The following is a 22,716-nucleotide window of genomic DNA, read 5'->3' as shown; positions in this document are numbered from 1 at the left end:
AAAGGCGCTCAGTCGAGCAGGTCGGGTTCGTCGGCGACGACGCGCGCGAACAGGCTGTCGAATGCATGCAGCGCGCCCTCGGGGCCGCCGATCTGGCCGTGCGTGTGGCGTGCGGTCGCGTGATCGATCGGTTGCGGCGTGCCGGCTGCCTCGGCCAGCAACTGCGTGTGCGCGGCGTTGTCGAGCGCGATGTACCACCATGCGGCGGCCTCGACCGTCGGGCCGGCGGTCAGGATGCCGTGGTTCTTCAGGATCACGCCCTTGTGCGTGGTGCGGTCCGGCTTCACGAGCGCCGCCGCGATCCGCGCGCCTTCGCTTGTGTCGACGACCATTCCCGTGAAGTCGTCGAACAGCGCGTGGTCTTCATGGAACACGCAGGCGTCCTGCGTGAGCGGATCGAGCAGGCGGCCGAGCGTCGACCACGCCTTGCCGTATGTCGAATGCGTATGCGCGGCGGCGACGATATGCGGATGCGCGTCGTGGATCGCCGCGTGGATCGCGAACGCGGCCTTGTTCAGCGGCCGCGTGCCGATCGCGGTTTCGCCGCGTGCGTTGACGAGCAGCAGGTCGGACACCTTGATCTGCGAGAAATGCACGCCGAGCGGATTCACCCAGAAGTGGTCGGGCAGCTCGGGGTCGCGTGCGGTGATGTGGCCGGCGAGCCCCTGTGCGAAGCCGAAGCGGGCGAACAGGCGGAACGCGCCTGCGAGCCGTTCCTGGCGGTGACGGCGCTCGGCGGCCACGTCGATGCGCGGTGCCGGCGGATCGAACCAGAAATGCTGGCGCGGCGCTTCGGCGAGTTCGAGGCCCGATGCGGTACGGACGGGCGAGGAAAGGATGGCGGACATGATGGCGTATGGCTCCGTTGGGCTCAGGCCGCGCGGCGCGCCGCGTCGCGTGCGGCGACGGCGCTGCGCACGCGCGGAATCAGTTCGCGGCCGTAGTCGATCGCGTCGTCCAGCGGATCGAAGCCGCGGATCAGGAACGTCGTGACGCCGAGGTCGTAGTAGTCGAGCAGCGCGTCGGCGACCTGTTCGGGTGTGCCGACCAGCGCCGTCGAATTCGAGCGCGCGCCGGTGAGCTTCGCGATCTCGGTCCACAGCCGCTTGTCGACGCGCGAGCCGCGATCGGCCGCGGCGAGCAGGCGCCGTGCCCCTTCGCTCTGCTGCGGCCCGCCGGCGCCGAGGCCGGCCGCGTCGCGCAGCCGGCGCGTTTCGTCGAGGATGCGATGCGCGCGCGCCCATGCCGCGTCTTCGGTCGCGGCGAGGATCGGGCGGAACGACACGGAGAAGCGCACCTGCCGGCCGTGCTTCGCGGCTTCGGCACGCACGCGCGCCGTCAGGTCGCGCACCTGGTCGAGCGATTCGCCCCACAGCGCGTAGACGTCCGCATGCTTGCCGGCTACCGCGAGCGCGGCTTCCGATGCGCCGCCGAAATAGATCGGCACATGCGGCTGCTGGAACGGCTTCACTTCCGAAAAACCCTGCTTGAACCGGTAGTGCGCACCGTCGTGATCGAACGGCTGCGCTTCGGTCCAGATCCGCCGCAGGATGCCGAGGTATTCGTCGGTGCGCGCATAGCGCGCATCGTGATCGAGGAAGTCGCCGTCGCGCTGCTGCTCGCTGTCCGAGCCGCCGGAGATGAAGTGCACGGCGAGCCGGCCACCGCTGAACTGGTCGAGCGTCGCGATCTGCCGCGCGGCGAGCGTCGGCGCGGTGAAGCCCGGGCGATGCGCGAGCATGAAGTGGATGCGCCCGGTCGCGGCCGCGGCGAACGCGATCGTCAGCGTCGCCGACGGGCCGGTCGAGTGGTGCGGCACGAGGATCCGGTCGAAGCCGGCCGTCTCGTGGGCGCGCGCAAAGTCGCGCACGTAATCGGGATCGACGACAGGGCCGGACGGCGGGTGGATTTCCGACTGCTTCTGGCTCTGGATCATGCCGATGAATTCGACGCTCATCTGGGTCTCCGGTGCAGGGACGTCCCGGCGCGTGGCCGGGCAGGAATGGAGCGCAGGTTAACGCCGGGATCATGCGAAACGGAAATAATCAATCCCGATTTGAATATCAGATTTGCATGGTTTGGGCGGAGGTGGGCTGCGCATACGCTGTGGGCTCACGAACGATCGGGCGCGCGGGTGCCGGCGAATCCGGCGCCGTGCGTGCCGGACCGCCCGCTTCATGAGACACCGCGCCGCGCGGCGATCGATTGCCGCGATTGCCGCCTGTCCGTATTACCCCAGGGAATCCGTTTCGATGTCCGCCAGCCTTGCCGCTTCCTCGCCGTCGCCGCAGCCGCGTTCGCTGCGCCTCCTGTGCACCGACGATGCCGACGCCCACGACACACGTGTCGCCGCGCTGCTCGACCGCCTCGCGCCGGAACTGGCCGCCGACGCGGCCCGCAACGACGTCGACGGCCGCTTTCCGCACGAGAACCTCGCGCGGCTGCATCGCGCGGGGCTGATCGCGCAGGTCGTGCCGCGCGAGCACGGCGGCGCCGGTGCGACGCTCGCGCAGGCGAGCCGGATCGTGGCCGCCGTTGCCCGGGCCGATCCGGCGACCGCGCTGGTGCTGACGATGACGTACCTGCAGCATCGCGCGCTCGGCCGTGCCGACAACCGCTGGCCGTCGCGGCTCCGGCGGGCGGTGTTCGACAGCGCGGTTACCCAGGGCGCGTTGATCAACGCGCTGCGCGTCGAGCCTTCGCTCGGTTCGCCGTCGCGCGGCGGCTTGCCCGAAACCGTTGCGCGTCGCGACGGCGACGGCTGGCGGTTGTCCGGCCACAAGCTGTACAGCACCGGGATTCCCGCGCTGCGCTGGCTGGCCGTGTGGGCGCGCACCGATGAACCGGCGCCGCGGGTCGGCGTATTTCTCGTGCCGTACGACCGCGATGCGGATGGCGACCGCATCCGCGTGATCGAAAGCTGGAATCACCTCGGCCTGCGTGCGTCAGGCAGCCATGAGGTCGTGTTCGACGACGTCCGTCTGCCGGCCGATCACGCGGTCGACATACGCGCACCGGACGCATGGGCCGTGTCGGCCGCGACCCATGCGGATGCCGACGCGCAGGCCGACCAACAGGCGTGGATGGTCGCGCTGCTCGGCGGCCTGTACGACGCGGTGGCGCGCGCGTCGCGCGACTGGCTGGTCGGGTTCGCAACGACGCGTGCGCCGAGCGGGCTGGGCGCGCCGCTCGCGACGCTGCCGCGCGTGCAGGAGGCGGTCGGCGAAATCGAAGGCTGGCTGCATGCGAACCGCGTGCTGCTCGACGATCACATCGCGCGCACCGACGCGGGCGACGCACCGCCGGTCACGACGAGCGGCCTCGTCAAGCGAGCCGTGACCGAGCACGCGATCCGCGTGGTCGAGCACGCGTTGAAGCTGTCGGGCAATCACGGGCTGAGCCGCGCCAATCCGCTCGAACGCCACTATCGCGACGTGCTGTGCAGCCGCGTGCATACGCCGCAGGACGATGCGATCGCGGTGGCGGCGGGGCGTGCGGTACTCGAAGCGGTGAGCCGGGGCGAAACGAAGGACGAAACGAAAGACGGAACAAAGGGCGAAACGAAGGACGAAACGAAGGGCGCGGCGGAGACGGGCGGGGCGCCGGTCAACGAGACCGGACGCGGCCGCGCCGATGCGTGAGCGGAGCAGGGCGGGCGCGTACCTCGATCGGGCTGCACGATGCGGTCGTCGCCCGGCACGCTCACGCAGCCTTGCCGTGCGCCTGCTCGGGCAACGCGAACGCCGTGCGCGCATGCGCGGCAACGGCGGCGAGCGGCGCGTCGAAGCGGGCCGCATCGTGCCGGCGCAGCAACCACAGATCGATCTGAGGCTTGAAATCGGTGAGCGGCACGATGTCGAGCGCATCGCGCAGCGGGCTGCCTTCGACGAGCGGCAACGGCATCAGACCGATGCCGAAACCGTTCGCGACGCTCTGCAGCTGCAGGTCGCGGCCGTAGGTGTCGAGCGTGACCGGCATCGGCAGGCCCTGCGCATCGAGCGCGCGCCGCAAGCCCGCGCGAAAACCGCAGCCGTCCGGATTGAGCACCCAGCCACGCGCATGGCAATCGGCGAGCCGATAGCTGCGGCGCGGCCAGTCACCCTTGCGGCCGACCGCGACGAGCCGCGTGGCCAGCAGCCGTTCGCCCTCGACCTGTGCGGGCAGCACCATTTCGCGCGCGAGGAAGACGAGCGCCGCATCGAGGTCGCGGCGGGCGACGCGCTCGACGAGCATGCCGCCCCAAGCGGTCGTGACCTGCGTCGCGAGCGCGGGCCACTGCGCGGCGAGTTCGACGATCAACGCGGGCAGCATCAGCTCGCCGAGGCCCTGCGTGAGCCCGATCCGGAATTCGCCGGCGGGCGGCTGCTTGCCGGCCGTCAGCTCCCGCAGCGCATCGACTTCGCGCAGGATCGCGCGACACTGCTCGAAGACCTGCCGGCCGATGTCGGTCGGGCGCGGCGGCTTCGTGTTGCGATCGAGCAGGATCACGCCGAGCGCTTCCTCGAGATTCTGGACGCGCCGCGTGATCGCGGGCTGCGTCATCCCGAGCTCGGCCGCGGCCTGGCTCAGGGTCTGGCAGCGGACGACCGCTGCAAAAGCGTCGATATCGCTAATTTTCATGTTTGTTCTGCATGGTCTTTCGGGTGCATCATGACGATCCATCATATTCGGCATCATATTCGAGGAGTCGGCCGATGAGTACGCTTTCGTTGCATCGGACGCCGCTGCGGCCGTTCGTCGACGGTCTGGGCGCGCTGCTTGCGTCCGGCGCGAACGAGGCGCGCATCCTCGACGAGGGCGGCGTGCTGCTCGCCGCCCTCGTCGAACACGACGACTGGCTGCCCGACGCATTCGCGCAGCCCGACCCCGCACGCTATCGGCAGTACCTGCTGCATCTCGACCCGGACGAGCGGTTTTCGGTCGTCAGCTTCGTGTGGGGGCCCGGCCAGACGACGCCGATCCACAACCACACGGTGTGGGGGCTGATCGGGATGCTGCGCGGCGGCGAGTTCTCGCAGCCGTACCGGTTCGACGCAGCGGGCAAGCCCGTGCCGGCGGGCGACGCCGTGCGGCTGCAGCCGGGCGAAATCGAGGCCGTGTCGCCGCGCATTGGCGACGTCCACCGCGTGACCAACGCGTTCGCGGATCGGGTATCGATCAGCATCCACGTGTACGGCGCGAACATCGGCAAGGTCGAGCGCGCGGTGTTCCTGGACGACGGCACCGTGAAGCCTTTCGTGTCCGGCTATTCGAACGCCTGATGCAGTTGCCCGCCGGCACGCGCCGGCGGGCCCGAGATTCATCCGTACCGTTTTCTTCACCGACTTCAACGCATTCGAGACAGAGACACCGTGACGCAATCCGCCGATTCCACCTTCCGCTTTCCCGTCGCGTCGTACCAGGACGTGCGCGCGCGCCTGCTTGCCCGCGACGAGATCGCGCTGATCGACGTACGCGAGGAAGATCCGTACGCGCAGGGCCACCCGCTGTGGGCCGCCAACTTTCCGCTGTCGAAACTCGAACTCGACGCGTGGACGCGGATTCCGCGCCGCGACACGCCGATCGTCGTGTTCGGCGAAGCGGGCGGCGAGGATCTCGCGCCGCGCGCGGCGGCCAAACTCGCGCAACTCGGCTACTCCGACGTGCGGCTGCTCGACGGCGGCCTCGCGGGCTGGCTCGCCGCGGGCGGCGAACTGTTCATCGACGTGAACGTGCCGAGCAAGTCGTTCGGCGAATGGGTCGAGGCCGAGCGGCACATGCCGTCGCTGTCCGCGCAGGAAGTGCAGGCGCTGATCGACGCGAAGGCCGATGTCGTGATCGTCGACGCGCGCCGTTTCGATGAATACCAGACGATGAACATCCCGACGTCGACGAGCGTGCCGGGAGCGGAGCTCGTGCTGCGCGTGCGCGCGCTCGCGCCGAACCCGGCGACGCAGGTGATCGTCAACTGCGCGGGCCGCACGCGCAGCATCATCGGCACGCAGTCGCTCGTGAACGCGGGGCTGCCGAATCCGGTCGCCGCGCTGCGCAACGGCACGATCGGCTGGACGCTCGCGGGCCAGACGCTCGAACGCGGCGCCGCGCGACGATTTCCGGAGCACATCGACGCGACGCAGCGTGCCGACGCACGTCGGGCGGCGCGTGCGGTGGCCGAACGCGCGGGCGTGCCGCGCGTTGCACTCGCGGACGTCGCCGCGCTCGGCGAGCCGGGCCGCACGCTGTATCGCTTCGACGTGCGCACGCCCGAAGAATACGAAGCCGGCCACCTGCCGGGTTTTCTGAGCGCGCCGGGCGGCCAGCTCGTGCAGGAGACCGACCATCACGCGGCCGTGCGCGGCGCGCGGATCGTGCTCGCCGACGACGACGGCGTGCGCGCCGACATGACCGCGTCGTGGCTCGCGCAGATGGGCTGGGACGTGCGCGTCGTCGAACCGGAGCACGGTACGGCGAAGTTCGGCGAGCGCGGCCAGCCGCCGCGCGACGTGCCGGCAACGCCGCCCGCGACCGACGTGTCGCCAGCGACGCTCGCGGGCTGGCTGAAGGAGGCGGCACCCGGCGAGCTGGCGATCGTCGACGTGACGGCCAGCGCGAACTACGTGAAGCGCCATATCCCGGGTGCGTGGTTCGCCGTGCGTGCGCAGTTGCGTGATGCGTTCGCGGCGATTCCGCCCGCCAGGCGCTATGTGTTCACCTGCGGATCGAGCCTGCTGGCGCGTTTCGCGGCGGACGATGCCCGCGCGCTGCTGCCGGCTTCGGCTGAAATCGCGGTGCTCGCCGGCGGCACGGCAGCATGGATCGAGGCCGGGCTGCCGCTCGAAAGCGGCGAGACGCATCTGGCGTCACCGCGCATCGACCGCTACCGGCGCCCGTACGAAGGCACCGACAACGCGGCGGCCGCGATGCAGGCCTATCTCGACTGGGAGTACGGGCTGGTCGATCAGTTGAAGCGGGACGGCACGCATCACTTCCACGTGATCTGACCGGTGCGGTACAGCCGGGCGCGGCGTGTCATGCGTCGCGCCCGGTCAGGGCGCATCTCAGCGCTTGAACGTATCGACGGCCGTGCGGCCGACGGCCGGATCGTCGGTGAAGAAGCCGTCGATGCCCGCACGCAGGTAAGCCTGGATCTCCCGCACCGAGCCGGCGGTGTTGCGCGTGGCGGGCGTGCCGCCATCCTTCAACGAGGCGGGCAGGAAGTTGTTCTCCGGGCGGAACGTGTACGGATGCACGACGAGGCCGGCCTCGTGCGCATAGCGCACGTACGGCGTCGGCTGCTGCAGCGTGCCGTCCGCGGCGACCGCGATGATTGACGTCTTGTACGGGCCGACGCCGTTCGCATAGGTCGCGATCTCGCGCATGCCGTCGCGCGTCGACAGGTCGCCGTAGGTGCGCTTGTCGTTCGCCTTCACGAAGTCGTACGGGCGCTGGCCGGCTTCGTCCATCAGTTGCACGAGCTTCCAGTTCGGCTGGCTCGCCTTGATCCGGTTGCGGATCGTCTTCAGGTTCGCGACCTCGAACGACTGGATGTAGACGGTCGCCGTGCGCGCCGTGTACGAATCCTTCAGCAGCGCATCGACGAGACGGTCTTCGAGCGGCAGGCCGATCGACTGGAAGTAGGTCGGATGCTTGGTTTCCGGATACAGGTGAATCGTGCGGCCGGTCTGCGCGGACATCTGCTTCGCGAGCGCGACGATCTCGTCGAACGTCGGAATCTCGAACTGGTCGTTGTATGCGGTGTTCGCGGGGCGGACCTGCGGAATGCGCTCGCGGGCGCGCAGCGTCTTCAGCTCGGCGAGCGTGAAATCCTCGGTGAACCAGCCCGTCAGCTCCGCGCCGTCGATCGTCTTGGTCGCCTTGCGGCTCGCGAACTGCGGCAGCGTCGACACGTTCGTCGTGCCCGAGATCTCGTTCTCGTGACGCGCGACGAGTACGCCGTCGCGGGTCGACACGAGATCGGGCTCGATCACGTCCGCGCCGTCCTCGACCGCCTTGCGGTACGACGCGAGCGTGTGTTCGGGGCGCAGCGCGCTCGCGCCGCGATGGCCGACCACCTGGACCTTCGCGGAAATCGGCTGGGTGGGATCGGACGCGACGTCGTCGCCGCCGCACGCGGCGAGCAGGAACGCGGCGGCACAGGCGAACGGGACGTAGCGCAGGGAGGTCGGGCGCTTGAGGAGCATGTCGATGAACCTTCGAAACGAGAGTCGGAAAGGGGCGATCGCTCCGGCGTGCGGCTGTCGCGGCGTGTCGCACGGAGTCGAATGGGACGCGATCGTCGCACCGGATAATTACATATGTATTACTCTCGCCTTTCTTTTTAGTGTTTTTGGGGCGCGATACCAGCGGCAGAGTGGTTGACTGCGGCCCGATGTGGGGCGCATCCCGGCCGTCTCGGGCAGGCCGCGCGCCGGATGCACTAAACTTGCGGGAATTTTGCATCGCCGCGCCGGGGCCGACGCCCGCCTGGCGCGACGATGCGGCGACTCGCGGGCCGGCGCGGGCGCCCGGCGCCCGTGTGCGTCCGGGGCCCGCGCCGGCCGATTTTTCCCGACCCATGACGACTCGAACCGATTCCGCCTACCTGCTCGGCGACCTGCTGAAGAACGTTTCCCGCTCCTTCTACCTGACGCTGCGCGTGCTGCCCGACGGCATGCGCGACCCGGTCGGCCTTGCGTACCTGCTCGCGCGCGCAGCCGATACGATCGCCGACACGGCGCTCGTCGCTCCCGATCGCCGCGCGGCGTTGCTGACCGACCTGCGCGACGAGGTCGAACGGCTCGGCGACGGCGTTGCGCTGTCGCGTGCACTCGAGGACGTGACGCGGATGCAGACCGATTCGCACGAACACGTGCTGCTCGGCTCGATGGAGCCCATGCTCGCGCTGCTGCGCGCGCAGCCGGAGGCCGACCGCGCCTCGATCCGCAAGGTCGTCGCGACGCTGACGGCGGGGATGGTATTCGACCTGCGCACGTTCCCCGACGAGCAATCGGGGCGGGTCGCGTCGTTGCCGACGCGTGACGAACTCGACCGCTACACGTATCTCGTCGCCGGCTGCGTGGGCGAGTTCTGGACCGACATGACGGGCATGCACACGCCGGCGGCACGCGGCTGGAACCTGCCGGACATGTGCGAGAAGGGCATCCGTTTCGGCAAGGCGCTGCAGATGACCAACATCCTGCGCGACTGCGGGAAGGACCTGCGCATCGGCCGCTGCTACCTGCCCGACGACGTGCTGGGCGCACACGGGCTCGGCGTCGCCGACTTGACGGCGCCCGATGCGTCGGCGCGCGCGCGCGGCGTACTCGTCGACCTGTTGCGCGTGACGCTCGACCAGTATCGCGACGCGTGCCTGTATACGCTCGCGATCCCGCGCCGCTTCGTGCGACTGCGGCTCGCGTGCCTGTGGCCGATCATGATCGGCCTCGAAACGCTCGAGTTGCTGGCCGGCCACGCAGCGTGGCTCGATCCGGCGAAGCCGGCCAAGGTGCCGAGAAAGCGCATCTACCGGATCATGGCGTCGTCGCTCGCGCTGATCGGCTCGAACACCGCGATTCGTGCGCGCATGACCGCGCTCGCCGATGCCGTGAGCGCGCATCTCGTGCCGCCGGCCACGCGCTGAATCGCACTGAACGATGCCGGCCCGACGGGTGCCGGCGTCGCCCCTCGGCCCGCGTTCGCCGGGCCGCTCCCGCCCATCTCCCGCGTGTCGACTAAAAACGTTTTCATTATTTCGTTTCGCGAAACGTGGGTGTCATGAACGTCAGCGATCCTTCGCGGCGGCGTGAATCGTGGCGTCAACCACGGTCGCGCATTTGTAAGACGTATCTTGCCGAAGGCATCTGATGACATCCGACGGTCGCGTTGCACCCGTAAAAATGTAAAGCTAGGGTTTTCACCGGGAAATGCCGGAAAGGCCTGCCGCGTAAGCGTTTTCAGGTGTTATGTAACTGCTTGGTGAACCCGCGCGTTGCGTCGATCATACGATGACCGACCGCGCATGTTGGGAAATAGTCGGTAATCCGTCAGAATTGCGCCGGCATGTACTCGCACATGTGTCAGGTCATAAACCACACCACAAAAGAAATCATTTTTTGAGGACGGAGAATCAATGAAAAAGCGCGTCGCTTTCGCCATGACGGCAGCTGGCCTTGCAGCCGCTACCGCCGCCCACGCTCAAAGCAGCGTGACCCTGTACGGTATCGTCGATAACGGCCTGGCTTACCAGAACAACTCGTCGGGTGTCGGTGCGACCTCGGGCGGCCACTCGAAGGTGCAGATGTCCACCGGCGTGTGGGCAGGCAGCCGCTTCGGCCTGAAGGGCAGCGAAGATCTCGGCGGCGGCACGAAGGCGATTTTCCAGTTGGAAGCCGGCGTCAGCACGGCTAACGGCACGTCGCAGTGGAACAACGGCATCTTCACGCGTCAGGCGTGGGTTGGCATGACCAACGACACGTACGGTACGCTGACGGCCGGCCGCCAGTACACCGCGTACTACACGCTGCTGTCGCCGTACAGCCCGACGACCTGGCTGACCGGTTACTACGGCGCGCACCCGGGCGATATCGACTCGCTGGATACCAGCTACCGCGCGAACAACTCGCTCGTCTACATGTCGCCGAAGTTCTACGGCTTCACGGTCGGCGGTTCGTACTCGCTCGGCGGCGTGGCAGGCAGCTTCAACCGCGGCTCGACCTGGAGCGCGGCGATCCAGTACCTGAATGGCCCGGCAGGCATCGCAGTCGGTTACCAGAAGGTCAACAACTCGACGCTCGGCGGCGGCCTTTGGGGCGCGAACTCGACGGTGCAAAACGGTTTGAACACGGCAGGCACCAATGGCGTCGAGCCGGCAGTGTCGTCGATCAACAACGGTTACCAGTACGCACAGTCGCAACAGCGCGTGGCCGTTACGGCTGGCTACCAGTTCACGCCGGCGTGGGACATTTCGGCGTCGTACTCGAACGTCCAGTACATTCCGGGCGTAGGTTCGGGCTTCAAGAACACGGCGATCTTCAACACGGCTGGTGCCGTGCTGCACTGGAAGGCAGCTGCGCAGTGGGACTTCGCGGCGGGCTACTCGTACACGGCGGCAACGCAGTCGAACGGCATCACGAGCTCGGCCAAGTACCACCAGGTCACGCTGTCGCAGTACTACAGCCTGTCGAAGCGCACGGGCCTGTACGCAGTCGAGGCTTACCAGCACGCCAGCGGCAACACGCTGACCCCGACGGGCGGCATCGTCGCTGCCACGACGTCGATCGGCGACGGCGTGGGCGCCGGTTCGAAGCAGAACCAGATCGGCCTCGGCGTTGGCCTGATCCACCGCTTCTGATGTCGCGCGGCGCGCGAGCGCCGCTTGCGGCATGCGGTATGAAAACCGGCCTTCGGGCCGGTTTTTTTATTGGCGTGACTCGTTGCGCGTATCGCGGGTTTGGTCATTGGCGAGGGCGGGTATCGAATGGAAGCGGGCCGCGACGGCGGCCGAACCTGATACGTGCGCCGTTCGTACGATGCATGGCGTGTAGACCGGCAGTGTCCGGCCAGCGTCAGTGTCGTCGGGTGGTTTACTCCGCTGGATCGTCATCCGTCCAGCTCCCCGCCAGCGCCTGAAACAGCGCCGCCGTATCGGCAAGCCGGTCGGCCTGCGCGCGCGTACGGTCGAGCGCCGTCTGCAGCGTCTGCCGCTGCGCATCGAGCAGGTCGAACGTGCTGATCCCGCCCGCCGCATAACGTTGGCCGGCAATCGCGTTGCTTGCCGCCGCCTCCCGCGCGGCCGTATCTTTCGCCTGCAGTTCGGCCGCGTCGTGTTCGACCGCGCGCATTGCGTCGGCCACCTGCTGCAGCGCCTCGAGCACGGTTTCCCGGTAACTCGCGAACGCGGCGTCGTACGCCGCTTCGGCCGCACGTTTCTTTGCGCGCAGCTCACCACCGTGAAAGATCGGTTGCGTCAGGCCGAGGCCGACATTCCACACATTGAGCCCGCTCACGAGATCCGCGATGCGCGTGCGCTCCGAGCCGATTCCCGCCGAAATCGACAAGCGCGGATACAGGTTCGCGGTGGCCACGCCGACGTTCGCGCTCGCCTGGTGCAGCACGGCTTCGGCCGCGCGGATGTCGGGTCGTTCGCGCGCGAGCGTCGACGGCAACGCGACGGGCAGCGTGCGCGGCAGCGCGAGCGCATCGAGCGTGAGGTCGGGCAGCATGGCATCGGACGGCGGCACGCCGAGCAGGATCGCGAGCCGGTGGCCGGCCTGCGCGAGGCGGGCCTCGAGCGGCGGCAGCGACGCCTGCGTCTGCGCGAGCAGTGCGCGTTGCGCATGCACGTCGGCCTGCGAAACACCCCCCGCGGCGAAACGCATTTCGACGATGCGCAACTGCCGCGCCTGCGCGTCGATCAGCTGCTGCGTGAGCGTGACCTGTTGCGCGAGCGACGCACGCAGGATCGCGGTCGCGACGACGTTGCCCGCGAGCGTCAGGCGCGCCGCGTCGAGCGTGTACGACTGGTAGTCGACCTGCGCGCGTAGCGCTTCGAGCGCACGCCGGTTGCCGCCGAATACGTCGAGCACGTACGACACGTTCACCGACGCGTCGTACAGCGAGAATGGCCCTGGAGCCGGCACGTTAGACGGCAACCCGAACGCGGCGATGTCGACCTTCTCGCGCGTGGCGGACACGTTCGCGTCGATGCTCGGCACCATCGTCGCGCCGGCTTCGGCCGCGTGGTTCTGCCGCGCTTCGTCGAGCCGCGCGCGCGCCGCGGCAAGCGTCGGGCTGTTGTGCCACGCGGTATCGACGAGCCGGTTCAGCGGTTCGGAGCCGAACTGCGTCCACCAGCGTTGCGGTGTGTGCGCGGCCGATGCGAACGTCTGCGGGTCGCCGGCCGCGCCGGCTGCGGCGGCCGTCGTCGCGGGCGGCGCGCCGAGCGTGTAGTGCCGCGTGGCCGGCGCGTCAGGTGCGTGGAAATCCGGGCCGACCGCGCATCCGGCGACGAGCAGCGCGGCGGCCAGCGCACAGCCGTGAGCAGTGTGGGCAACGTGGAAGGGGCGACGCGAAGCCGGTTTCATGGTGCCGTGCCTAGTCGAGCGTACGCCGGTAGAAGCGCAGCGCGACGCCCATCACGACGATGGTGAACAGCGCGACCGGCCACACCGACGGCCACAGGTCGCTCCAGCCGTTGCCTTTCAGCAGGATGCCGCGCACGAGGCGGTTGAAGTAGGTGAGCGGCAGCAGGTTGCCGATGAATTGCGCCCACTTCGGCATCCCGGCGAACGGGAACATGAAGCCCGACAGCAGGATGTTCGGCAGGAAGTAGAACACCGCGAGCTGCATCGCCTGCAACTGGTTCTGCGCGAGCGACGACAGCGTGATGCCGACGGTCAGGTTCGCGGCGATGAACAGCAGCGCGGACAGGTAGATCGCGAACACGCCGCCGACGAACGGCACGTCGAACACGAACCGCGCCGCGGCAACGATGATCGACACCTGGATCAGCCCGATCAGCACGTACGGGACGATCTTGCCCGTCATCACCTCGAGCGGCCGCACCGGTGTTGCGAGCAGGTTCTCCATCGTGCCGCGCTCGCGTTCGCGGGTGATCGCGAGGCCCGTCATCATCACCATCGTCATCGTCAGGATCACGCCCATCAGGCCCGGCACGACGTTGTACTGCGTGATGCCCTCGGGGTTGTACAGCCGGTGCAGCACGACGTCGAACGCGGCCGGGCGGCCGTTCAGGTAGGCGAGCGGGCCCGTCAGGTCCTTGTCCGCGACGGGCTGCACGAGGCCCGGCAGCGCGCCGATCGCCGACGCGGTCGCGACGGGATCGGTCGCGTCCGCCTCGACGAGCAGCGACGGACGCTCGCCACGCAGCAGCCGCCGCGAGAAATCGGCCGGCACGGTCAGCACGAACTGCACGTTGCCGCGTGCAAGCGCATGCCGGCCGGCCGCCTCGTCGGGCAGTGTCTCGACGATGTCGAAGTACGCGGAGTTGCGCATCGCGGCGACGAAGCTGCGCGCGAACGGGCTCGCATCGGCGACGATCACGGCCGTGGGCAGGTGCTTCGGATCGGTGTTGATCGCGAAGCCGAACAGCGTGAGCTGGATGATCGGCACGCCGACGATCATCGCGAACGTCACGCGGTCGCGCCGCAGCTGCAGGAATTCCTTCAGCACGATGCTCCACCAGCGGGCGACCGAGAACGCGTCGCGCAGGCGCGCCCACGCGTTCATGACGACGCTCCGCCGGGTTGCCCGGACGCGCGGCCCATCATGTAGATGAAGACGTCCTCGAGCCCGGTGTCGATCGGCGCGACCTGCAGCGCGGCAGGGCCGCCGGCTTGCGCCGCGACCTGCGCGAGCGTCGCGTCGAGCCGCGCGCGATCGCGGCCGCTCACATGCAGCGCCGAGCCGAATACGACCGTCTGGTCGACGCCCGGCATCGTGCGCAGCCGCGCGGACAGTTCGCTCAGGTGCGCACCGGTGATCGCGCGGGTCGCGAGCCCCTGCGACGCGACGATCTCCGCCGACGTGCCCTGCGCGAGCAGCTCGCCATACGCGATGTACGCGAGCTTGTGGCAGCGCTCGGCCTCGTCCATGTAGTGCGTGCTGACGAGCACCGAGATCCCTTGTGCGGCCAGTCGGTGCAGTTCTTCCCAGAAGTCGCGACGCGCGGCTGGATCGACGCCGGCCGTCGGTTCGTCGAGCAGCAGCAGCGCCGGCTCGTGCAGCATGCAGGCGGCCAGCGCGAGGCGCTGCTTCCAGCCGCCCGACAGCGCGCCCGTGAGCTGGTCCGCGCGGCTCGCGAGGCCGAGCCCGTCGAGCGCGCGCGCGACGGCCGCCTTGCGGTCGGGCATCCCGTACACGCGCGCGACGAAGTCGAGGTTCTCGCGGATCGACAGGTCTTCCCAGTACGAGAAGCGCTGCGTCATGTAGCCGACGTGCCGCTTGATCTGCGCGCTGTCGCGCACGATGTCGTAGCCGAGGCAGGTGCCGCTGCCCGAGTCGGGCGTGAGCAGCCCGCACATCATCCGGATCGACGTGGTCTTGCCGCTGCCGTTCGGCCCGAGAAAGCCGAAGATCTCGCCGCGCGCGACGCGCAGCGACACGTCCTTCACGACATGCTTGTCGCCGAAATGCTTGTTCAGGCGATCGACGTCGATCGCATACGGTGCGGGCGGCACGTTCATGGCACCCTCACGGCGACGGGCTGGCCCGGGTGCAGCTTCGGCGCGTCGGCGACGGCCGGGCGCGCCTCGATCATGAACACGAGCTTGGTCCGGCTCTCGTTGCTGTAGATCACGGGCGGCGTGTATTCGGCCTCGCTCGACACATAGGTGATGCGCGCGGGCACGTCGGCCGCGCAGCCGTCGCAATGGATCGCGACCGTGCGCCCCGGCGCGAGCGAGGCGATGGCGGCTTCCGGCACGAAGAAGCGCACCTTCAGGTTTTGCGGCGGCAGCATCTGCACGACCGGATTGCCGGCCTGCACCCATTCGCCGACGCGGTACAACGTGTCGTACACGCGTCCGGCGGCGGGCGCGGCGACGCGTTTCTGGTCGAGCTTCCATTGCGCCTCGGCGACCGCCGCCTGCGCGGCGTCGACCTGCGCGGCCTGCGCGGCGACCTGCTGCGCGCGGCCGGGCAGGCGCGCGACGTCCACCTGTTGCTGCAGTTCGCGCATCTGCGCGGCGGTCGTTTGCGCCGCCGTGCGCGAATCGTCGAGCTGCTGTTTCGACAGGCCGCCGGCAGCGTACTGGCTTTCATCGCGCACGCGTTGCGCGGCGGCCCGCGCGGCCTGCGCGGTGGCTTGTGCGAGCTGCGCCTGCGTGACCGCGATTTCGGGCGGGCGCTTGCCCGTCTGCAGGTCGGCAAGCTGCGCGCGGGCGGCCGCGAGCTGGTGCTGCGCCTGCAGCAGCGCGGCTGTTTCGCTGACGGCTTCGAGCGAGAAGGCCGGTGCGCCGGCGGCGAGGGTCTGGCCGCGCGCGACCGACAACTGCGCAAGCGTGCCCGATTGCGACGACGACAGGTACACGAATTCGCCTTCGACGTAGCCCTGGTAGGTCGCGCCATTGCTCGCCTGCCGTTCGCAACCGGCGAGGAGCGCGACGGTGGCGGCCAGTGCGACTGACAGCGCGCGGGCCGTGTTCACGACGGGCTCCGTGGCGAGCGGGCCTGCGTGCGCGGCGCGGCGGCCGGCGGCTGCAGGCCGGAACCGAGCAGCGCGCGGACGTGGCGGTGCAGCACGTCGCGGTCGATCGGCGGCAGGCCGCGCGCGCTTTGCCACAGTTTCGCGGTCGCGAGCGGCAGCATCACCAGCGCGATGATCGAATGGAACAGGAACGCCGGTTCGAGCGCGGGGTTCAGCGTGCCGGCCTGCTGCGCGCCGCGGATGCGCTCGGCGAAGCGCCCGACATGGTCGAGCGGAATGCGGCGGACCATCCGCTCGCGCAGCAACCCGCCTTCGTGGACGATCTCGCGCAGCCAGATCGACGGCAGCCACGGCATGCGGCGCGTGACGTCGAAGAAGCGGTCGACGAGTTCGGCGACGAGCGCGAACGGGTCGCTTTCGATCCGCGGCTCGGTCGGCCGCCACACGAACGCGATGACCTGCGCGAGCCGTTCCTCGACGATCGCGTCGAGCAGTTGCTCGCGATTCGTGAAGTAGTAGTGGACCATCGCCGACGTGACGCCGGCCGCGGCGGCGATCTGCGCGACCGTGGTCGCGGCGATGCCGCGCTCGGCGAACAACTGCATCGCGACGTCGAGCATGTGGTCGCGCAGGTCGAAATCGTCGACCGACGGGCGGCGCCCGCGCGGCCTGGCGACGGTGGATTTCGCGTTCATGAAATCGACGCTAATTGATGAGTTAGTTAATTTCAAGGAAGGGTTTTCGCCCGGGTTGATCGAGATCAGGCGAGCGTCGAACGGGGACGCGGGCGGGCGAGGCGGCGACGTGACGCGGCGCGGCGCGGCACGCCGGCGGCGGAGTGTAGGGAACAGCTAATGGAGAAGCGGCGGGAGAAACGAGCGGGGCTACGGCATGGACCCGGACGCGAAGCGAGGGCGCGTGCCTGGGCAATGGCGCGCGCCCCCGAAAGGCGGCTACTGGTCGATCGGCGACGTCAGCGGCACGTGATCGCCGGTCAGCCCGAACACGACGAGCTGCGCAGGCTCGGTCGCGCTTGCGTTGCGCGACACCTGGTGGCGCGAGCCGGGTGGCTCGTACCAGCCTTCGCCGGCACGGTAGCGGCGCAGCGGGCCGCCGTTCACCTGCGACAGCACCTCGCCTTTCGACACGACCGCGAACACCGAGCCGAGGTGCCGGTGGGCTTCGGAAGCCTGGCCGGGCGCATAGTCGACGGTCGCGACGACGGCAAGCTTGCCGGGCGCTTCGGGCACGGCCTGCTGCATGATCGTGTGCACGTTGTCGCCGGCGTCGTGCGCCCGGGCGGCGGCCGGCAGCAGCGCGGCGCCGGCCGCGAGCCACGCGTACAGGGCGGCGCGACGCAGGTGCGTAGCGTGAGTCATCGTCGTCTCCTTATTCGGGCATCTTGCGGAACGCGATCGCGAAGCGGTTCCACGAGTTGATCGTCGCGATCAGCATCGACAGGTCGAACAGTTCCTCGTCGGTGAAGTGCGGCTTCACGGCCTCCCACACGGCGTCGGGCACGTGGTTGCTGGCGACCAGCGTCAGCGCCTCGGTCCATTCCAGCGCCGCGCGTTCGCGCTCGGTGAAGAACGGCGTTTCGCGCCACGTGACGACGGTGGCCAGGCGGCGCTCGGTTTCGCCGCCCTTGCGCGCATCGGTCGTGTGCATGTCGATGCAGAACGCGCAGCCGTTGATCTGCGACGCGCGCAGGCGGACGAGTTCGGCGAGCGGCTTCTCGATCGAGCTCTTCGCGAGGAATTCCTCGGCGTTGCGCATCACCTTGATCGCATTCGGGCTGGCGGCATAGAAGTTCAGGCGCGGTTGCATGGCAGGTCCTTTTTCGGTTGGAGCGCACGGTGGCGCGACAGGACTACTTTAGGACGCATGCTGGCCTGCTTGAATGGCCAATTTCTGGGAAATTCAGGTAACCAGTGCCGTGGCGCCGACGGTGTCCGAACCCAGCAGGCCGGCCAGCTTCGCAAGCGCCGTGTCGATGCGCAGCGCGTCGATCCCGCCATAGCCGAACAGCAGCCCCGCGCGCACCGGCACGCCGACGTGGAACGTCGAGATGCCGTACAGGCCGATGTCCTGCGCGCGAGCCGCGCGGACCAGCGCCGCTTCGTCGCGCCCCGGCTTCAGGTAGGCGGCGAGGTGGATGCCGGCGGTGGGAACGATCGCATCGAACCACGGCGCGAGTTCGCCGCGCAGATGGGCGATCAGCATCTTGCGGCGGGCATCGTAGTGCTTCTGCACGCGCTTCAGGTGCCGCGCGAAATCGCCTTCGAGCATGAAGCGGGCAAGCGCCGCCTGCGTCAGCGTGCAGGTGTGCCAGTCGACGATCTGCTTCGCCTTGGCCAGCGCGCCGCGCAGCGCGCGCGGCGGAATCGCGTAGCCGATCCGCAGTTCCGGAAAGATCGTCTTCGAGAACGTGCCGACATAGGCGACGAGGCCGGTGCGGTCGAGGCTCTTCAGCGACTCCACCGGCCGGCCCTCGAAGCGGAACTCGCCGTCATAGTCGTCCTCGATGATCACCGCGCGGCGGCGCTGCGCCCACTCGAGCAGCGCGACGCGCCGGTCCAGCGTCATCGGCATGCCGAGCGGGAACTGATGCGACGGCGTCACGTAGACGAGGCGTGCGTCGTCGGGCAGCCGTTCGGTCAGCAGCCCGTGCGCGTCGACCGGCACGCCGATCACCGTCGCGCCGAGCGACGCGAACGCGGCGCGCGCGGGCGGATAGCCGGGATCCTCGACCGCGACCACGTCGCCGGGCCGCACGACGACGCGGGCGATCAGGTCGAGCGCCTGTTGCGCGCCTTGCGTGACGAGCACGTCGTCCCAGCCGCACGCGACCGCGCGGCTGAATGCGACATAGCGCGCGATCGCGCCGCGCAGTTGAGGATCGCCGGCCGGGTCGTGATACTGGGCGGGGCCGCGCATCTGCTGGCGCAGCGCGTGATGCAGGCAGCGCCGCCACGCGTCGAACGGGAACAGCGCCTTGTCGGTCACGCCGCCACGGAAGTCGAAGCCGGGCGAATCGTGCGGCATCGGCATCGCGAGCGCATCGGGCAGGTCGTTCCACAGCGCGCGCGCATCGACCGCGTCGACGCGCGGCGTATCCTCGACGAGCGACGGCGCCGACATGGCGGCAGCGTGCGGCACGCGCGCGAGGCCGTCGGCGACGAACGTGCCGTCGCCCGCGCGGGTAGTCAGGTAGCCCTCGGCGACGAGGCGCTCGAACGCGTCGAGCGTCGTCTTGCGCGAGACGCCCAGCTGTTTCGCAAGGTCGCGCGTCGACGGCAGCCGCGCGCCGCCGGCGAGCCGCCCGTCGACGATCGCGGTGCGCAGTTGCCGGAAGATCTGCCCCGTCAGGTCGTGACGGCCTTCGATGCGGATGGCGATGTCCATCGCGGTGGTTACCTCGATTGCCGTGATTTCGTGCCGATCAGCATACCGGAAGTCCGCCGCGGCGGTCGCTTGGCGGTGGCGGGGCGCCCGCACCGGTCGCCAAGCCGCAGGCAATCGGGGGCGCGGCTCGACGCCGTGTTCGTCAACGCCGGTGTCGCGAAACTCGCGCCGTTCGCCGACAGCGACGAGGCCATGTGGGATCTCGTGTTCGACACCAACGTGAAGGGCGCGTATTTCCAGATCCAGTCGCTGGTGCCGCTGCTGAATCGCGGCGCGTCGATCGTGATCAACGGCTCGATCAACGCGCACATCGGGATGCCCGGCTCGTCGGTGTACGCGGCGAGCAAGGCGGCCGTCAATTCGTTCGCGAAGACGCTGTCGGCGGAGTTGCTGCCGCAGGGTGTGCGCGTGAACGTCGTGAGCCCCGGGCCCGTGCAGACGCCGCTCTACGGCAAGCTCGGGCTCGACGCGGCGACGCTCGACGAAACCGCCGGCAAGATCAAGGGCCTCGTGCCGGTCGGCCGGTTCGGCACGCCGGAGGAGATCGCGTCGACGGTGCTGCACCTCAGCGCGCCGGAATCCGCGTTCATCGTCGGCGCGGAGATCATCGCGTCGGGCGGGATGGGGTTGCTCTGACCCGGTCGTGACACAGACGGAGCCGCACCGCCCGGCGCAATGCCGGGCGGGCGGTTCCGCGAACCGCCTTTGCCGCGCTGCCGGCTCCGGGTGACGGCAGGCGCTGGCGGATCGGGCTCCACCGAAAAGGCCATGATCGCGGCAGGGGCGATTATCCGTTTACTAGACGACCGGTCTAATCAGGGGCTATCATCCGTCGTCATGAATGCGACGACGTCCGCGGCGCATGCAACGAAGACGCGAAATGCCATTTGAGTGCCATTCCGCGCTGCGATGCTGGTGGTGCTGCGAGACGCCGTCGTTTTATTTCGAATCATCCTAGACGACTGGTCTAATAGTCGTAGGCGAGTGCCGCATTCGGATACGCGGGTCGCACGTTGACGCGTCTCAGCTGACTAACCGACAGGCGCGCCGCGCCGACCGGCCGGATTGCCCGGTTGCGCGGCCCCGTTCCCTCATCCATTTCGAAGGAGTATCCGATCATGAAGATCCTGGTTGTCCTGACCTCGCACGACACGCTCGGCGACACCGGCAAGAAGACCGGCTTCTGGCTCGAGGAACTGGCCGCGCCGTACTACACGTTCAAGGATGCGGGCGTCGAGCTGACGCTTGCGTCGCCGAAGGGCGGCCAGCCGCCGCTCGATCCGAAAAGCAGCGATCCGGCGGCCCAGACCGACGCGACGCGCCGCTTCGACGCCGATCCGGCGGCCAAGGCCGAACTCGCGTCGACGCGCAAGCTGGCCGACGTGTCCGTGGACGACTACGACGCCGTGTTCTACCCGGGCGGCCATGGCCCGCTGTGGGATCTCGCCGAGGATCTGCATTCGATCGGCCTGATCGAGCGTGCGCTGGCGGCCGGCAAGCCAGTCGCGGCCGTGTGCCACGCGCCGGGCGTGCTGCGTCACGTGAAGAACCCGCAGACCGGCGAATCGGTCGTGCGCGGCAAGCGTGCCACGGGCTTCACCAACAGCGAGGAAGCGGCCGTCGAGCTGACGGAAGTCGTGCCGTTCCTCGTCGAGGACATGTTGAAGACCAACGGCGCGCAATTCGAGCGCAGCGCCGACTGGGCGCCGCACGTCGTCACCGACGGGCTGCTGATCACGGGGCAGAACCCCGCGTCGTCGGAGCCCGCCGCCGAGGCGCTGCTCGCGCAGCTCGGCCACCGTTGAGCCGAGGGCGCCGGCCGGGCCGGCGCCGTACCGTATCCGTCGCCGGGCGCGGGCCGGCCCGTCGACGGCCTGATCGTTCCGTCGTGCGTATTGCGCGACGCGTTTCCAGTCGTTTTGCAGAACCAAGCAAAGGAGCCGTGGATGTCTGCCCTGTTCGAACCGTTCAAACTCAAGGATGTCACGTTGCGTAACCGCATCGCGGTGCCGCCGATGTGCCAGTACGTCGCCGAGGACGGCGTCGTCAACGATTGGCATCACGTGCATCTGGCCGGCATCGCGCGGGGCGGCGCGGGCCTCGTGATCGCCGAGGCGACGGCCGTCGCGCCGGAAGGGCGCATCACGCCGGGCTGCGCGGGGCTGTGGAACGATGCGCAGGCCGAAGCGTTCGCACCATCGGTGGCGGCGATCAAGGCGGCCGGCGCGGTACCGGGCATCCAGATCGCGCACGCGGGCCGCAAGGCGAGCGCGAACCGTCCGTGGGAAGGTGACGATCATATCGCCGATGGCGATCCGCGCGGCTGGCAGACCATCGCGCCGTCGGCCGTGCCGTTCGGCGCGCATCTGCCGAAGACGCCGCGCGCGATGACGCGCGACGACATCGCACGCGTGCAGGCCGACTTCGTGGCGTCGGCGAAGCGCGCGCGCGACCTGGGCTTCGAATGGCTCGAACTGCACTTCGCGCACGGCTATCTCGCCCAGAGCTTCTTCTCGGTGCATGCGAACCAGCGTGACGACGAATACGGCGGCTCGGCCGAGAACCGCGGCCGCTTCCTCGTCGAGACGCTCGCGGCCGTGCGCAAGGTGTGGCCGGAGCATCTGCCGCTGACCGCGCGCTTCGGCGTGATCGAGTACGACGGGCGCGACGAAGAGACGCTCGCCGAGTCGATCGCGCTCACGCAGCGGCTGAAGCGGGAAGGGCTCGACATGCTGAGCGTGTCGGTCGGTTTCTCGACGCCCGACGCGCAGATTCCGTGGGGTCCGGCATTCCTCGCGCCGATCGCCGAGCGTGTGCGCCGCGAGGCCGGGCTGCCGGTGTCGTCCGCGTGGGGGATCGACACGCCGCAACTCGCGAACCGCGTGGTGGCGGAAGAACAGCTCGATCTCGTGATGGTCGGCCGCGCGCATCTGGCCGACCCGCACTGGCCGTACTACGCGGCCAAGCAACTCGGCGTCGAGCGTCCGTCGTGGACGCTGCCCGCGCCGTATGCGCACTGGCTCGAGCGTTACCGGAGCGCCGACAAGGTGGCCTGAGCGGGCGGGGCGCCAGGGCGGCGCATGCATGACATGCACCGCCGATCCGGCGCCGATGGATAGAATGGCGGTTCGCGCAGGCCGGTTGCCTGCGCGAACCGTCATTTTCTC

At 69.1% G+C, this 22,716-nt stretch carries 19 protein-coding genes and 1 pseudogene; 8 read left to right on the top strand and 12 right to left on the bottom strand.

The window, feature by feature from the left end:
* Positions 1 to 8: 8 nt before the first annotated feature.
* Both HWX36_RS00985 and HWX36_RS00980 read right to left on the bottom strand, forming a co-directional pair.
* Entirely contained in the window at positions 9 to 848 is an 840-nt protein-coding gene (locus tag HWX36_RS00985) for a class II aldolase/adducin family protein (RefSeq protein WP_175950428.1), read from the bottom strand.
* A 23-nt stretch (positions 849 to 871) separates the two neighbouring features.
* Positions 872 to 1,957, bottom strand: coding sequence for an LLM class flavin-dependent oxidoreductase (locus HWX36_RS00980; protein ID WP_175950427.1), 1,086 nt, complete (start codon positions 1,955 to 1,957; stop codon positions 872 to 874).
* A gap of 295 nt (positions 1,958 to 2,252) precedes the next feature.
* Here HWX36_RS00980 and HWX36_RS00975 point away from each other — a divergent pair, with 295 nt between their 5' ends.
* Entirely contained in the window at positions 2,253 to 3,641 is a 1,389-nt protein-coding gene (locus HWX36_RS00975) for an acyl-CoA dehydrogenase family protein (RefSeq protein ID WP_175950426.1), read from the top strand.
* 61 nt (positions 3,642 to 3,702) lie between these two features.
* Here HWX36_RS00975 and HWX36_RS00970 read toward each other — a convergent pair whose 3' ends face one another.
* Complete coding sequence (locus tag HWX36_RS00970; RefSeq protein ID WP_175950425.1) at positions 3,703 to 4,677, bottom strand: LysR family transcriptional regulator; 975 nt, start codon at positions 4,675 to 4,677, stop codon at positions 3,703 to 3,705.
* Positions 4,678 to 4,694: 17 nt separating this feature from the next.
* On the opposite strand from HWX36_RS00970, the gene HWX36_RS00965 reads away from it, so the two are divergent.
* The gene (locus HWX36_RS00965; protein ID WP_175950424.1) at positions 4,695 to 5,261 is read left to right on the top strand and encodes a cysteine dioxygenase; all 567 of its coding nucleotides are present in this window, start codon (positions 4,695 to 4,697) and stop codon (positions 5,259 to 5,261) included.
* A 90-nt stretch (positions 5,262 to 5,351) separates the two neighbouring features.
* On the top strand, positions 5,352 to 6,980 hold the full coding sequence (locus HWX36_RS00960) for a rhodanese-related sulfurtransferase (protein ID WP_175950423.1): 1,629 nt from the start codon (positions 5,352 to 5,354) through the stop codon (positions 6,978 to 6,980).
* A 57-nt stretch (positions 6,981 to 7,037) separates the two neighbouring features.
* Here the strand turns inward: HWX36_RS00960 and HWX36_RS00955 are convergent, their stop codons facing one another.
* Positions 7,038 to 8,180, bottom strand: a complete 1,143-nt coding sequence (locus HWX36_RS00955; protein ID WP_175950422.1) for a glycerophosphodiester phosphodiesterase — start codon at positions 8,178 to 8,180, stop codon at positions 7,038 to 7,040.
* Between the two features lie 374 nt (positions 8,181 to 8,554).
* Here HWX36_RS00955 and HWX36_RS00950 point away from each other — a divergent pair, with 374 nt between their 5' ends.
* Entirely contained in the window at positions 8,555 to 9,619 is a 1,065-nt protein-coding gene (locus HWX36_RS00950) for a phytoene/squalene synthase family protein (protein ID WP_175950421.1), read from the top strand.
* A 489-nt stretch (positions 9,620 to 10,108) separates the two neighbouring features.
* Positions 10,109 to 11,329 carry a porin gene (locus HWX36_RS00945; protein WP_175950420.1) on the top strand — a complete coding sequence of 407 codons (1,221 nt, stop codon included), beginning with the start codon at positions 10,109 to 10,111 and terminating at the stop codon, positions 11,327 to 11,329.
* Positions 11,330 to 11,561: 232 nt separating this feature from the next.
* Here HWX36_RS00945 and HWX36_RS00940 read toward each other — a convergent pair whose 3' ends face one another.
* From HWX36_RS00940 to HWX36_RS00905, 8 genes are all read right to left on the bottom strand, one after another.
* The gene (locus tag HWX36_RS00940) at positions 11,562 to 13,061 is read right to left on the bottom strand and encodes an efflux transporter outer membrane subunit (RefSeq protein WP_175950419.1); all 1,500 of its coding nucleotides are present in this window, start codon (positions 13,059 to 13,061) and stop codon (positions 11,562 to 11,564) included.
* A gap of 10 nt (positions 13,062 to 13,071) precedes the next feature.
* Positions 13,072 to 14,226 (bottom strand): ABC transporter permease, encoded by a 1,155-nt coding sequence (locus HWX36_RS00935; RefSeq protein ID WP_175950418.1) that lies wholly within the window; start codon positions 14,224 to 14,226, stop codon positions 13,072 to 13,074.
* Positions 14,223 to 15,182 (bottom strand): ABC transporter ATP-binding protein, encoded by a 960-nt coding sequence (locus tag HWX36_RS00930; protein ID WP_175950417.1) that lies wholly within the window; start codon positions 15,180 to 15,182, stop codon positions 14,223 to 14,225. Before HWX36_RS00930 ends, HWX36_RS00935 begins: the two co-directional genes overlap by 4 nt.
* Positions 15,179 to 16,144: an HlyD family efflux transporter periplasmic adaptor subunit gene (locus tag HWX36_RS00925; protein WP_175950416.1), complete on the bottom strand. Its 966-nt coding sequence runs from the start codon at positions 16,142 to 16,144 to the stop codon at positions 15,179 to 15,181. The genes HWX36_RS00930 and HWX36_RS00925 overlap by 4 nt, the downstream gene beginning before the upstream one ends.
* On the bottom strand, positions 16,141 to 16,839 hold the full coding sequence (locus tag HWX36_RS00920) for a TetR/AcrR family transcriptional regulator (RefSeq protein ID WP_175950415.1): 699 nt from the start codon (positions 16,837 to 16,839) through the stop codon (positions 16,141 to 16,143). Before HWX36_RS00920 ends, HWX36_RS00925 begins: the two co-directional genes overlap by 4 nt.
* 258 nt (positions 16,840 to 17,097) lie before the next feature.
* Positions 17,098 to 17,523, bottom strand: a complete 426-nt coding sequence (locus HWX36_RS00915) for a cupin domain-containing protein (RefSeq protein WP_175950414.1) — start codon at positions 17,521 to 17,523, stop codon at positions 17,098 to 17,100.
* 10 nt (positions 17,524 to 17,533) lie between these two features.
* Positions 17,534 to 17,971 carry a carboxymuconolactone decarboxylase family protein gene (locus HWX36_RS00910; protein WP_175950413.1) on the bottom strand — a complete coding sequence of 146 codons (438 nt, stop codon included), beginning with the start codon at positions 17,969 to 17,971 and terminating at the stop codon, positions 17,534 to 17,536.
* A 93-nt stretch (positions 17,972 to 18,064) separates the two neighbouring features.
* The gene (locus tag HWX36_RS00905; protein ID WP_175950412.1) at positions 18,065 to 19,549 is read right to left on the bottom strand and encodes a PLP-dependent aminotransferase family protein; all 1,485 of its coding nucleotides are present in this window, start codon (positions 19,547 to 19,549) and stop codon (positions 18,065 to 18,067) included.
* A gap of 114 nt (positions 19,550 to 19,663) precedes the next feature.
* On the opposite strand from HWX36_RS00905, the pseudogene HWX36_RS00900 reads away from it, so the two are divergent.
* The 3 genes and pseudogenes from HWX36_RS00900 to HWX36_RS00890 all read left to right on the top strand — a co-directional run.
* Positions 19,664 to 20,185 (top strand): annotated as a pseudogene (locus tag HWX36_RS00900) (SDR family oxidoreductase); the annotation flags it as partial.
* Positions 20,186 to 20,667: 482 nt separating this feature from the next.
* A complete protein-coding gene (locus HWX36_RS00895) occupies positions 20,668 to 21,354 on the top strand; it encodes a type 1 glutamine amidotransferase domain-containing protein (RefSeq protein ID WP_175950411.1) in 687 nt (228 codons plus the stop codon).
* Between the two features lie 141 nt (positions 21,355 to 21,495).
* Positions 21,496 to 22,605 (top strand): NADH:flavin oxidoreductase/NADH oxidase, encoded by a 1,110-nt coding sequence (locus HWX36_RS00890; protein ID WP_175950410.1) that lies wholly within the window; start codon positions 21,496 to 21,498, stop codon positions 22,603 to 22,605.
* The last annotated feature ends 111 nt before the right edge of the window (positions 22,606 to 22,716 follow it).

It is taken from the genome of Burkholderia sp. BCC0405, from assembly GCF_902833075.1.
Taxonomy (GTDB): Bacteria; Pseudomonadota; Gammaproteobacteria; order Burkholderiales; family Burkholderiaceae; genus Burkholderia.
The sequence above is the reverse complement of the archived record's forward strand: the minus strand, read 5'-3'. Positions and strand labels throughout refer to the sequence as shown.

Bases quoted from the DNA above. Each gene is read 5' to 3' on its own strand.
- HWX36_RS00985 (WP_175950428.1), bottom strand. From the start codon at position 848: ATGTCCGCCATCCTTTCCTCGCCCGTCCGTACCGCATCGGGCCTCGAA.
- HWX36_RS00980 (WP_175950427.1), bottom strand. From the start codon at position 1,957: ATGAGCGTCGAATTCATCGGCATGATCCAGAGCCAGAAGCAGTCGGAA.
- HWX36_RS00975 (WP_175950426.1), top strand. From the start codon at position 2,253: ATGTCCGCCAGCCTTGCCGCTTCCTCGCCGTCGCCGCAGCCGCGTTCG.
- HWX36_RS00970 (WP_175950425.1), bottom strand. From the start codon at position 4,677: ATGATGCCGAATATGATGGATCGTCATGATGCACCCGAAAGACCATGC.
- HWX36_RS00965 (WP_175950424.1), top strand. From the start codon at position 4,695: ATGAGTACGCTTTCGTTGCATCGGACGCCGCTGCGGCCGTTCGTCGAC.
- HWX36_RS00955 (WP_175950422.1), bottom strand. From the start codon at position 8,180: ATGCTCCTCAAGCGCCCGACCTCCCTGCGCTACGTCCCGTTCGCCTGT.
- HWX36_RS00950 (WP_175950421.1), top strand. From the start codon at position 8,555: ATGACGACTCGAACCGATTCCGCCTACCTGCTCGGCGACCTGCTGAAG.
- HWX36_RS00945 (WP_175950420.1), top strand. From the start codon at position 10,109: ATGAAAAAGCGCGTCGCTTTCGCCATGACGGCAGCTGGCCTTGCAGCC.
- HWX36_RS00940 (WP_175950419.1), bottom strand. From the start codon at position 13,061: ATGAAACCGGCTTCGCGTCGCCCCTTCCACGTTGCCCACACTGCTCAC.
- HWX36_RS00935 (WP_175950418.1), bottom strand. From the start codon at position 14,226: ATGAACGCGTGGGCGCGCCTGCGCGACGCGTTCTCGGTCGCCCGCTGG.
- HWX36_RS00930 (WP_175950417.1), bottom strand. From the start codon at position 15,182: ATGAACGTGCCGCCCGCACCGTATGCGATCGACGTCGATCGCCTGAAC.
- HWX36_RS00920 (WP_175950415.1), bottom strand. From the start codon at position 16,839: ATGAACGCGAAATCCACCGTCGCCAGGCCGCGCGGGCGCCGCCCGTCG.
- HWX36_RS00915 (WP_175950414.1), bottom strand. From the start codon at position 17,523: ATGACTCACGCTACGCACCTGCGTCGCGCCGCCCTGTACGCGTGGCTC.
- HWX36_RS00910 (WP_175950413.1), bottom strand. From the start codon at position 17,971: ATGCAACCGCGCCTGAACTTCTATGCCGCCAGCCCGAATGCGATCAAG.
- HWX36_RS00905 (WP_175950412.1), bottom strand. From the start codon at position 19,549: ATGGACATCGCCATCCGCATCGAAGGCCGTCACGACCTGACGGGGCAG.
- HWX36_RS00895 (WP_175950411.1), top strand. From the start codon at position 20,668: ATGAAGATCCTGGTTGTCCTGACCTCGCACGACACGCTCGGCGACACC.
- HWX36_RS00890 (WP_175950410.1), top strand. From the start codon at position 21,496: ATGTCTGCCCTGTTCGAACCGTTCAAACTCAAGGATGTCACGTTGCGT.